At 46.7% G+C, this 13,426-nt stretch carries 2 protein-coding genes; both read left to right on the top strand.

The window, feature by feature from the left end; genetic code table 11:
* The first annotated feature begins 33 nt into the window (after positions 1-33).
* Positions 34-348 carry a hypothetical protein gene (locus VIA_RS08900; protein WP_004412529.1) on the top strand — a complete coding sequence of 105 codons (315 nt, stop codon included), beginning with the start codon at positions 34-36 and terminating at the stop codon, positions 346-348.
* 418 nt (positions 349-766) lie between these two features.
* A complete protein-coding gene (locus VIA_RS08895; RefSeq protein WP_004412528.1) occupies positions 767-13,414 on the top strand; it encodes a retention module-containing protein in 12,648 nt (4,215 codons plus the stop codon).
* Positions 13,415-13,426 lie beyond the last annotated feature (12 nt).

The raw sequence follows: 13,426 nt of genomic DNA, 5'->3' as shown, positions 1-13,426 counted from the left end.
AATCGGCGGGTTGTTGTTATTTGGGGTGATGTTATGTGGCGAAAACTTTCTTTAGTCTTATTAAGCTTAACGGCGGTAAGTAAAGTGACCGTTGCATCGGAAGATCTTTTCTTATACTCACTTCCCCAGTCGGATGATGTTCCAGCGCTAGAAGAGCCACTTAGTTCGAATTCAAAGCTATCAATGGATGCAGAGCATGCCAGTGAACTCGACTTAGATTACTCTGAGCCATGTGGTGTCAAATGTGGTTTAAGTAATACAGGACTATTTTTACTGCAAATGGTCGTTGAATCTAAAGCGGATCAAGAGTATCGCTATCAACTTATGAATCCGAACTACGAACCGTAACTAACCTCACCAGCTCATTAGAAATGTCGCAATTAACTTACGGTCCCCTTTTTAGGGTAATGGTTCTCAGCGTAATGGACTGCGCATTTCAGGCTTTGTGTTAGTTGACATATCAATCGGGCATGTATGCCCGTTTTTTTATCTTCCATAGCTTAATTATATTCACTCCGTTTCACTTATTCTTAGCATTCTCACTTTTGACACAATCCGCTCATTTTTCATCAGCATACATGTGTAGGTCACTAAATATTTCAAAAATTTCCTTATATTACCTATACTTATAATTAGCTGAGACTGAGTGCATAATTGGTGTAATTGACTGAAAAATAAGAAGTATGTGCTTTATTGTGTTACTCTTGGTTACAAAATTTATAAAAAATAAATCAGTTTAAAGGTTCTAAGTGTTTGAGGAGACCTTATGGACGTGGAAGTTGTACGCCAAGCTGCAATTGTAAAAGAAGTTTCCGGGGATGTGGTTGGGGTTAACCCTGATGGTAAAGCGCATAAATTGAGTGTCGGTGATCAGATAAACGCCGGCGGGATTGTCATTACATCTAATCGTTCGACGCTTGTTATTGAAACGGCACATTCTGATTTTCAGTTTGGGGAAAACTGTGTCGCCTGTGAGCAAGAGCAGGATGTTTGGGGGAATGCTCCAATCGCGGCCGAGGTGAATTTTGACATTCCTCAGCTCGACTCTGCATCATTTGGAACGGAAGATTTAGCTGCTATTCAGCAAGCTATTTTAGAAGGTGCTGACCCAACAGAATTACTCGAAGCGACCGCCGCTGGTGGAGGCGTTGGTTCCGCAAATGCTGGTTTTGTTACCATTGACTATAACGGTGCCGAGGTGCTTGCAAGCACTTTCTTTGAAACATCGGGTTTTGCCAATGACGATGACACCATTATTCGAGATGACGATATAGCGCCGTTAATTCTTGCTGATGGCGGGGAGAGCTTAACTGCTCAGTTAACCGAAGGTGACTTATCCGGCTCTACCTACCCAGTTTCAACAACAAGCTCGGCGACTATATTTGCTGGTGGTTTAGCTCTCGACCCTAGTTCATTTGTTCCTGACACACTTTCTCTTGCTTCTCTCCTCAATGAACTAAACTCAGACATTACCTCAAACGGTGAAGCGGTTTCATTTACTTACAATGCTGCAGATAATTCAATTGTCGGTGTATTAAACGGTGAAGAAGTACTCCGTATTGATATTGATGTTACCAGTGTTGGAAAAGACGTTAGCTTAGAACTGACAACGACCATTTCCCAACCTATTGACCACGTACCTTCAGTAGGAGGCGGTCAAGTTGCCTTCACGGATGATCAAATTACGGTCTCGTTTGAGATCACTGGTACTGATGTGGGTGGCAATCCGATCGAGGTTCCTATTGATGCGCAAGTATCGATTAATGATGGCTCGGCACCAGAATTTACCTCAATTGATGTTGCCAACGTTTACGAAGCTGGCTTAGGTGATGGCTCTAAAGTAGGTCCAACAGAGACTGAGTATTCCGGTTCGTTAACCGGCGAGCTTGGTAGTGATACGGTTACCGAACTTCAAATCGATGTTGAAGCATTTAATGCTTCTCAGCAATCTTCTCCTATTACTTCTCAGGGACAAACGATTGTTCTTGAAACCGTCGTGGGCCAACCAGGCAACTATGTCGGTTATATCACCTTAAATGGCGCTCGCGTTGATGTGCTTAAAGTGTCGATTGGTGATGTGGCGACGACGGAGACTACATTCAACGCCAACTACAAAGTTGAATTACTTGAAGAAATTGATCAAGGCGAGCAGGGGAGCGCAGTTCAAGGAGACATTGTTTCTATTTCATTGCCTGTGTTTGCTATCGATGCCGATAATGATCAATCGGCGCGCTCGGATCTCATCGTCAACGTTGGCGATGATATCCAGATTGTAGCTAATGGCAGCTTAAGCGTCATTGAACCTACGGTTGGTGATTCTGCTGAAAGTAATACCATCAACATTATTACCGAGGCGGGTGCAGACCAAGGCCAAGTGACTTCGTTTACCTTTGATGGCACTTCTTACACTCTTGAAGCGGGCAAAACCGAATACCCAGTGGTCGATGGTAAAGTGGTTATTACGCCAGACGGCACGCTTTCGTTTATTCCAAACAGCAACGTAGACCACGCTTCAAATGATGAAGTGAAACACACCATTGTGGTGACCGTGACGGACAACGACGGTGACAGCTTAACCAGTCAGGTTGAGCTGACCATTACCGACGGTAACGATCCGGTGATCACCCAAATTACCGAAGCTAACGTGTATGAAGCGGGCTTGGGTGATGGCTCAGGCGTCGGCTCCACGGAGACGAGTGCGAGCGGCACCATCACATTTGAAACCGGCAGTGACAGTGTTACGGCACTGAAGATTGATGTGGCCGAATTTAATGGCCGAGCGGATGCTGACGGCATCTTCTCTGGTGGGCAACGAGTGATCTTGGAAGAGAGCTCGGATGGTGTATATCGCGGTTATATTGTCGTGACCGAAAACGGTGTGACTAGCCAAGTTGACGTTCTGAGTATTACGTTAGACCAATCGAGCCTTGGCAACTACTCCGTTACCTTGCTGCAAGAGCTTGACCATAACGTTCAAGGTCAAGATAACCTAGAAGTTCACCTTCCTATTTACGCGGTAGACAGCGATAGTGATAAGTCGCCAAACAGTGATCTAGTGGTTAATGTGGGTGATGATATTCAAGTGGTGGCTAACGGTACGCTCAGTGTGGTTGAGCCTGACACTGATAGCTCGGCGCAAAGCAACATTATTGATGTGCTGACCGAAGCGGGCGCAGACCAAGGCCAAGTGACGTCATTTACCTTTGATGGTACTTCGTACACTCTTGAAGCGGGCAAAACCGAATACCCAGTAACCGATGGTAAAGTGGTTATCACGCCAGACGGCACGCTCTCGTTTATTCCAAACAGCAACGTAGACCACGCTTCAAATGATGAAGTGAAACACACCATTGTGGTGACCGTGACGGATAACGACGGTGACAGTTTAACCAGTCAGGTTGAGCTAACCATTACCGACGGTAACGATCCGGTGATCACCCAAATTACCGAAGCTAACGTCTATGAAGCGGGCTTGGGTGATGGCTCAGGCGTCGGTTCCACGGAGACGAGTGCGAGCGGTACGATCACATTTGAAACTGGCAGTGACAGCGTTACGGCTCTGAAGATTGATGTGGCCGAATTTAATGGCCGAGCGGATGCTGACGGCATCTTCTCTGGTGGGCAACGAGTGATCTTGGAAGAGAGCTCGGATGGTGTATATCGCGGTTATATTATCGTGACCGAAAACGGTGTGACTAGCCAAGTTGACGCTCTGAGTATTACGTTAGACCAATCGAGCCTTGGCAACTACTCCGTCACCTTGCTGCAAGAGCTTGACCATAACGTTCAAGGTCAAGATAACCTAGAAGTTCACCTTCCTATTTACGCGGTAGACAGCGATAGTGACAAGTCGCCAAACAGTGACCTTGTGGTTAATGTTGGTGATGATATTCAAGTGGTGGCTAACGGCACGCTCAGTGTGGTTGAGCCTGACACTGATAGCTCGGCGCAAAGTAACATTATCGATGTGCTGACCGAAGCGGGTGCAGATCAAGGCCAAGTGACGTCATTTACCTTTGATGGCACTTCGTACACTCTTGAAGCGGGCAAAACCGACTACCCAGTGACCGATGGTAAAGTGGTTATTACACCAGACGGCACGCTCTCGTTTATTCCAAACAGCAACGTAGACCACGCTTCAAGTGATGAAGTGAAACACACCATTGTGGTGACCGTGACGGATAATGACGGTGACAGCTTAACCAGTCAGGTTGAGCTGACCATTACCGACGGTAACGATCCGGTGATCACCCAAATTACCGAAGCTAACGTGTATGAAGCGGGCTTGGGTGATGGCTCAGGCGTCGGCTCAACAGAGACGAGTGCGAGCGGCACCATCACATTTGAAACTGGCAGTGACAGCGTTACGGCACTGAAGATTGATGTGGCTGAATTTAATGGCCGAGCGGATGCTGACGGCATCTTCTCTGGTGGGCAACGAGTGATCTTGGAAGAGAGCTCGGATGGTGTATATCGCGGTTATATCACCGTGACAGAAAACGGCGTGACTAGCCAAGTTGACGCTCTGAGTATTACGTTAGACCAATCGAACCTTGGCAACTACTCCGTTACCTTGCTGCAAGAGCTTGACCATAGCGTTCAAGGTCAAGACAACCTAGAAGTTCACCTTCCTATTTACGCGGTAGACAGCGATAGTGACAAGTCGCCAAACAGTGACCTAGTGGTTAATGTGGGTGATGATATTCAAGTGGTGGCTAACGGTACGCTCAGTGTGGTTGAGCCTGACACTGATAGCTCGGCGCAAAGTAACATTATCGATGTGCTGACCGAAGCGGGTGCAGATCAAGGCCAAGTGACGTCATTTACCTTTGATGGCACTTCGTACACTCTTGAAGCGGGCAAAACCGACTACCCAGTGACCGATGGTAAAGTGGTTATTACACCAGACGGCACGCTCTCGTTTATTCCAAACAGCAACGTAGACCACGCTTCAAGTGATGAAGTGAAACACACCATTGTGGTGACCGTGACGGATAATGACGGTGACAGCTTAACCAGTCAGGTTGAGCTGACCATTACCGACGGTAACGATCCGGTGATCACGAAAATTACCGAAGCTAACGTCTATGAAGCGGGCTTGGGTGATGGCTCAGGCGTCGGTTCTACGGAGACGAGTGCGAGCGGTACGATCACATTTGAAACAGGCAGTGATACTGTTACGGCACTGAAGATTGATGTGGCCGAATTTAATGGCCGAGCGGATGCTGACGGCATCTTCTCTGGTGGGCAACGAGTGTTCTTAGAAGAGAGCTCGGATGGTGTATATCGCGGTTATATTACCGTGACCGAAAACGGTGTGACTAACCAAGTTGACGTCCTGAGTATCACGTTAGACCAATCGAGCCTTGGCAACTACTCCGTCACCTTGCTGCAAGAGCTTGACCATAGCGTACAAGGTCAAGACAACCTAGAAGTTCACCTTCCTATTTACGCGGTAGACAGCGATAGTGACAAGTCGCCAAACAGTGACCTTGTGGTTAATGTTGGTGATGACATGGCTAAGATTGACGGCTTTGGTGATGGTAGCAAGTTTACCGTCAACGAAGATGACACTGTTTACGGATCTTCACCGGGGCAGGCGTTTGCTACAGGCACCTTCGACACCAATCAAGGCGCTGATACCGTCGTTAAGTATCAACTAACCAATATCAACACTTCCGAAAGTGGTCTGAAATCGGGTGGTGTTGATGTAGAGATCAAAGATGTTAGTGATGCGACTGGACCGACCGTTTATCACGGTGTGGCGAATGGCATTGTGGTCTTTACTCTTGAGTTATTTAGCGATGGTAGTTACATCTACAGCCAAATTAAAGCACTCGATCATGCTCAAGGCGAAGACAGCTTAACTATTCCATTTGATGTCGTCGCAATTGACCGCGACGGGGATGCTTCCCAGCCAATTCGCCTGCCAATTGAAGTCGCGGATGACAAACCTACATTGACTGGTACCACTGGTGATACACAAGTCGATGAAGATGATTTGTCTGGAGTGGGTTCAGATCAGAGTCACAGCACTCACGTTTCCGGTACGTTTACCGTAACCGAAGGGGCGGATAGTGTCGTTAAATATGAACTAGCCGATGCGGATAAGATTCTCGAAGATTTAACCAGTGGCGGTGAAGATCTTTCATGGCGACCAGTCGCACAAAATGGTACCGAGTTTAGTTATACTGCTGAAACCGCAAGTGGTGAAGCGGTGTTTACCATCATTTTTGATACGGCTGACAATAGCTACCGTTTCGAGTTGCTTAAATCCCTCGACCACCTTGCAGGCGACGGAGAAAACAGTCTTCAGATCGATTTCACTATCAAAGCCACTGACTTTGACGGCGATGAGAGTAATGTGATCACGTTGCCTATTCGAGTGGTTGATGATATTCCGACCTTAACGGGACAGTCGCTTACAGCGGAAGAGGGAGAAGGCTGGAGTAGTACGGTCAATATGTTTGCCGACCAGACTGATAAAGGCGCCGACAATGCTTCTCTGACTCAGGTTGAAGGCACTCAAGATAGTAATGGTGCACAAATTGTCTTTGCTGACGGCCATGGTGGTTACACTACCAGCGTAGATTTGGCGTCAGGTTCTCAGAACCTGTTTGTATTTGAACAGACTACAGGTTCAGATGGTCAGGTTAGCCAGCGCCATATCGGTTGGTTGGTGATTGATTCTGACGGCGAAGTGACATTCGCTGCGGCTAAAGATCTAGAGCACAGCGGCGAAGAAATCAACTTCACAGTCAATATCACTGCGACTGACGGCGATAAAGATACATCAGTCGTGCCGTTAGATATCACTATCACTGACCATGAAGCTGAGCCGATTGCACTTAAGGTTGTGACTTTCGAGGACGCTGGTCGCGACTCGCAAATCAACTATGCTCCGGGCGAAGCACCAGAGTGGGAAAACGCACAAGACAATCAAGATGGATTAGCTGACTCACCGGCTAAGGTCGAGTTGTCTGTTGACCTATTTGATAGAGATAACGCAGAAGATATCGGTCAGTTGACCATTGAAGCGGGTAATCACCGAGGGACCTTCTACTACGAAGATAACGGTGTGTTCTACAAACTAGAACCAAATGCTTCAGGGGATATCATCTTCGATGGTTCTGTTCTACAGCAGAGCTTTACGCAAAATGGCAACAATACCATTGCAACGATTGACAACCTCTACTTTGTTCCAGATCGTAACTTCTCGACGGGTGGTAAAGAGGTTGAAATTAACTATCAGCTACAAATTGATAATAATGGCACCATAGATCATACCCTTGATTCTAGCTTTAATATTGAGATTGAAAGTGTCGCAGATATCGCAACCTGGGATGATGCCAACAGCCAGTACCATTACTCGTTAACCGAAGATGGTGATAACGCAACAATTGATATTCAAGCGGTAACACAAGATAGCAGCAGACCAGAGACTATTAGCTATGAACTCCGTGTCACTGCTGGAGACGGCAATTTCGAGCTTGTCGACAAAGATGGAAATCCTCTGACTCCAGATAGTAACGGTGTTTATCATGTCTCATCGGCAGATATTAATACCATTCAGGTCAATCCAGTTGACCACTTCTCAGGTACCATTAAGCTTGAAGCCGTTGCGGTTACCAATGAGACTAAAAACCCTCTATCAGGTAAAAGTGAGGCACACTCTCAGCCACAAGAGCTGACCTTTGACGTTGCACCTGAAGCGGACAAAGGTAGCTTTAGCGTCAACCGTATCAACATCTTCGAAGATAATGCCGCCACTCAAGATACTCTTGATCCGACAACTGATCGTGACCCGTTCACTCTTGATGAAGTGATTTCAATGTCACCATCGCAAGATAGCGATGGTTCTGAAACTCTCTACGTGCGTATCTCAGACATTACTGAAGGTGCTGAACTCGCTTGGACAGGTAGCGGTGCTAGCCAGATCACTGAAGTGACGATCAATGGTGTAACCTACCAAGAAGTTCCTTATGACCAGATTCACAACGTAGAAGTTATTCCAAAGCTGCACAGCAATAATGACTTCAAATTTGACGTTACAGGAGTGGTCAAAGACAGTGCATCTCTAAGTAGTGGCACTCAGGTCAGTGAGCAAGTTCTTGGCACTAAAACGGTTAATGTTGAAGTGAAAGGTGTGGTTGATCTTCCTCAGGGTAATACCGCGGATTCGAATTGGACTAACTTCGAAGAAAATGGTGTTGATGGTGTCGAAATCATCATTAAGGAAGACCAAGAGGCAGCGCTGAACTTCACCATTCAGTCTGGGGAGCACGCTGACAACGCTAACGATACTTCCGAGTCGGTAACTGTATTGTTATCGAATATCCCTCATGGCGTTGTAATCGAAGACAGTGACGGCAAGGTAATTGATCTCAACTTCGTCGGTTATGAAAAAAATCCAGACGGTACGCCAAACCTCGATAAGCCGATTTATGAAGCCAACATTACTGGCGAACAGAACGAAACCGGTATTGTCATTAAGCCAGTTGCTTCTTCGACTGAAAATATTGATCTTAAGGCCACTGTGATCGTAACGGAAAACGATGGTCATAGTCGTAGCTTCGAACAAATTGTGCGAGTCAACGTTGAGCCTGTAATCGATACCAACTTGAGTTACGAAAATGAAACCTCAGTTGGTCTTGAAGACTCTGCTATTAACATCAACTGGTATCCAGAAGGTAAAGATTATCCAGATAGTGATGAGCACTTTACTTCGATTACTATTGGTGGCATTCAGCCTGGTTACACCGTCGAAGTCGCGGGAAAAACTGTCGCGGTCAACGCAGATGGGACAATTGTCATTGAACCTCAGCCGGGTCAGTCGTATGAAGACTTTACCACTCAGGCCCTCACAGACGGATTTATTCAAATCACGCCACCGAAGGATTCAAGTACAGACTTCGACCTGACGACGACAGTGGAAATCGAAGAGCGTGATCATGAATACACCAGCGATAATATTGTGGGTGAAGGTGGTCGTGTAACCGCAACTATAAACGGGTCGGTTCATGTTGAGGTGAGACCTGTCGTTGAACCTGATGATAAAGCCGATAACAGACTGGTTGTGACCAATGAAGCGGGAGATGCTATCCAGACGGCAATTCAAGCTGATAATAAAGGTCTGATTCGATTTACCACTAACAGCGATAATACGAGTACAAACGATGAGTACGTCGTTAAGTACCAAAACACTGACGCTTCATCGGACGAGTTGGTACAAGATGTCATTATCCAGCTGACCGATGAAAACGGCAATGCTTTGTCTGATGCTGTTCTTAGCCAACTGGTGGTGACGGGGGCTGCATATGAAGGTGATGGTCGCTGGGTCATTCTAAATGAAGACAACTTCAGTATTAGCGCGCCACACGGGCTTGATTTTGACCCTAGTAAGCCAAATCAACCTAACATCTATAATAAGCTTACTTTAGATGTGTTTACTCGAGTGATTGATGAAGGTGAAGACGCCAATGAGAATTCATTGGTCGCACGTCGCGAAACGTCTTTAGAGCTTTCTTTCCCTGAATTGGTCAATGCTGGCAACGAAGTTGCTGCGGAAATTGATATCGTTAATAACGCCGTTATCGATGCAACCGAAGATACGCAGGTAGATTTAGGTCATCAGCTTAACAACGTTATTACCTTAACTCCTCCGACTGGAAATGAGTCGGCTGATGAAGTGACTATTATTATTGCGGGTAACGTCATGATTGGCGGGCAATCCTATCCAGTAAATATCAGCGGTGCAGAAGTCGATTTCGTCAATGGAAACTATGTGTTCCAGACAAAAGTCTCTGCTGATGGTACGGTCGACCCGTTTGATGGTTTAACGCTTAATCTGCCTAAAGACTACTCTGGTGATTTTAAATTGCCGATTACCGTTATCACTAAAGATACCTCTTCCGGTGATGAGAACACCGATTCTACTGATCTGATTATCAAAGTTGATCCGGTTGCTGATGTTAATGGCGACAAACCTTCGATCACTGTTGAAGTGACGGGCTCACTGGATAGCGCGGGCAACCAGATTGATCAGAATGGTGATGGTAACCCAGACAAAGTAGGCTACGAAGACAGCTATATTCAGCTCGACTTTGACCAGCAATTGGGTGATACCAACAACGGTGGCGTCGAGGGCGGTAGTGAAGCGTTTAGCTCGATTACTCTGACGCTTGCCTCCCCAGCCGAGGGTGCTTTCTATGAAAAAGTGGTCGCGCCTGATGGCAGTGTGACGTTTAACAATCTCGGTACATCGGTTACCTTCGATAAGAGTGAGATTGATGCGCATGCGCTAGACAATATCCTGTTTAAGCCGACGAAGAACTACCCGACAGGAAACGATGACAACAAGGTCGCGATTAACATCACGGGTACAGTGACGGATACGGCGACCTTTAATGAAAGTGGTTCTACAAGCACCACCAGTCACTCTGGTGATTTCTCAACCAGTGTCGAATTTGAAGTGGTGCCAGTGCTGGATGAAGTGGTTATAACAGGTCCTGAGAACAGTTCTGGCCAGATAGAAGTATCTGGTACTGAAGATCAGCCTATTTCGCTGGGCAGTTCCGGTAATGTATCTATCTCACTGACCGATACCGATGGTTCTGAATCATTTGTATCAATTAAGTTTACGGATGTGCCAGACGGTTTCCAGTTCACTGCAGAACCTGGCAGCGGTTATACGGTTAAAAATAATGGCAATGGTGAGTGGAGTGTCAAATTACCTGCGGGCAGCGGTGACAGTCTGGATTTAACAGCGATATCGGTTGTTCCACCTAAACATTTCAGTGGCTCGGCAGAGTTTGGTGTTAGCGTGTTCACCCAAGAATCTTTGCTAGGTGTGCCGACGGAAGCTACGAATCTGCCCAACTTTGTTGTTAATGTGGCTCCAGAGGGAGACATCATTGATACCGATGTAACTGATTCGGTTAGCGGTAACGAAGGTCAGAACATTGATATCGCCATCAATGCGTCTGTGGTTGATAGAGCAATGTCAGCTACAGGAAGTGGCACATACAACGAAAATGATCCGGAAACCATTCGCGTTGAGGTAACTAACGTACCTACGGATGCGTCAATCCTCTATCCTGACGGTACTCCAGCCAGCTACAATGCTGCGACAGGTACTTGGGTACTGGAAGTGGATGCTCAGAAACTGGATAAAATCATCTTTAATTCAGGTCAGCACAACAGTGATGCGGGCAATGCGTTAGGTATTGATAGCCCGATTCATATCTCAGTTCAGTCAGTGGATAATGGTGCCCTTGGGCCTAAGTCTGAGTTCGATGTTGAATTGGTTATTGACCCAGTCAACGATCAGCCAACTTTCGTCAACGTGATTGATCTTGAGACCTCAGAAGATGTAGTGGGTGGTCTCGCGATTAACCAGTTTGGGATTGCTGATATAGATGCCACCTATGATGACCCTGATGCAACCTACGAGCTGACGCTGCAAGTGAATGCCGGAACGTTAGAGTTCCTGAGTGATGCCAAGGTTAACTTTACCATCGCTGCTGATGGCAGCCTTATTGCAACAGGTAAACTAGTCGACATCAATGCTGCGTTGGCTGCCGGGAAAGTTATCTTTAAACCTGATGCTGACTTTAATGGGCCAGTTACTGTGACCGCGACGGTCGATGACGGTGGCAATAACGGTACGATTGATCCGGGTAATAGCTCAACTTCTTCAACCAATCAGACAACCTTTGTGATTAACGTTACTGAGGTAAACGATGCGCCTGAGCCGAAAGACTTTGACTTAGGTGATTTGCAAGAAGAAGGCAGTCTAACCATCAGCGTACAAGACTTGATTGATGGTACTTTTGATAAAGAAGGCGACACCATCAGCGTTGACAGTCTGACCCTCGTGGAAGGTCAGGGTAGCTTGGTTCAACAAGGCGATAACTGGGTGTTTGTTGCTGCGAAAGACTACAACGGCCCGGTGAAAATTAGCTACGTGGTTAAAGATGATGGCACGACCGATGGTCAAGCGGATCATCAGACGGGGAACGCTGAGATTACCTTCGACGTAACTCCGGTTAACGACAAGCCGATATTGGATATAGACGATATTACCTCGCAGATTGATGAAGATGCGAACCAGCAGTTAAGCGGAATCTCTGTCAGTGATGTCGATTATGTTGGCGCTTCAGCTAATGACCTGATGACGGTCACTCTAAGCGTAGATGACGGCACACTCTCTCTCGTTGCTCCGGCTGGGTCGAGTGTCACTGCGACAGGGAACGGTAGTGGTACTCTGACTTTGTCGGGTACGCTCGCTGACCTGAACGCGTTGCTTGATAAGCCAAGTAGTAGCAGTGAAGGGGTGTTTATTGATGCGAGTTCTGTGTCAGGTAATAGTGTCGATCTGGAAGTCACAGCGAAAGATAGTTGGAACTCTTCAGGTCTTGCGCTAGAGGCTGATCCAAAGAATTACACCATTACCGTTAATCCAGTAGCGGATGCGCCAACCCTAGCACTTGATAGCAGATATAGCTTCAACAAGAACATTACTGCAACGCAAAGCGCTAGCACAAGCGGACTTGCGATTGTTGGTATTATGGCGGCGTTAACTGATGCAAGCGAAGCGCTCACATTAGAAGTGAGGGATGTGCCTGCCGGTGCGACCATTGAGAGCAGTACTGGTGATGTGACGCATGTGGGTGATGTGTGGAAGGTGTCCCCTGAGGCGATTGAAGGTTTAACCATTAAAGGTGCGACTGAGGGTGATCATACTCTGCAGGTCACTGCGGTATCGCATGAACTTGCCCAAGACGGAACCATCCTTGATCAGGCTGAGTCGAGTAACCATATCGCGATTAATCTCAATGTGGTCAACAATATTGCTGATTTAGTGATTAACCACGCATCGGACACCGAAGCGGTTCGCCTCGATGGTAGTGGCTCTAACAGCACGCTTACAGGTGGCAGTGGTAATGACCTATTAGTCGGCGGTGATGGTAACGATACGCTCATTGGCGGAGCTGGTGATGATTATCTAGAAGGTGGTGACGGTGATGACGTCCTTTATGGTGGACTAGGCTCTGACATTCTTGTCGGTGGTACTGGCATGGATACCTTTGTCTGGAATGAAATTGATGATGGTTCATTGGATACCATTAAAGATTTTAACGTCAGCGAAGGGGATAAAATCGATCTACGTGAAGTACTACCTGAGCTTAAATCTGATTCAGTGAATATGGACGAGTTACTGAAACACCTTGATGTGCAGGTGGATGGTGACAACGTTGAATTACGTGTTCACCCGCAAGGTGAGGGGACGCAAGATCAAGGCATCTTGGTTGAGAACCTTGTTCATCAGCTTGATAGTGGCTTTAGTGGGATGTCCCATGAAGATATGGTTTCATCGTTACTTGAACACGTGATGATTCACGACAATAACTAAAACAACAACGCC

The organism is Vibrio orientalis CIP 102891 = ATCC 33934 (genome assembly GCF_000176235.1).
Classification (GTDB): domain Bacteria; phylum Pseudomonadota; class Gammaproteobacteria; order Enterobacterales; family Vibrionaceae; genus Vibrio; species Vibrio orientalis.
This window is presented reverse-complemented; position numbering and strand designations above follow the sequence as displayed.

Bases quoted from the DNA above. Each gene is read 5' to 3' on its own strand.
- VIA_RS08900 (WP_004412529.1), top strand. From the start codon at position 34: ATGTGGCGAAAACTTTCTTTAGTCTTATTAAGCTTAACGGCGGTAAGT.
- VIA_RS08895 (WP_004412528.1), top strand. From the start codon at position 767: ATGGACGTGGAAGTTGTACGCCAAGCTGCAATTGTAAAAGAAGTTTCC.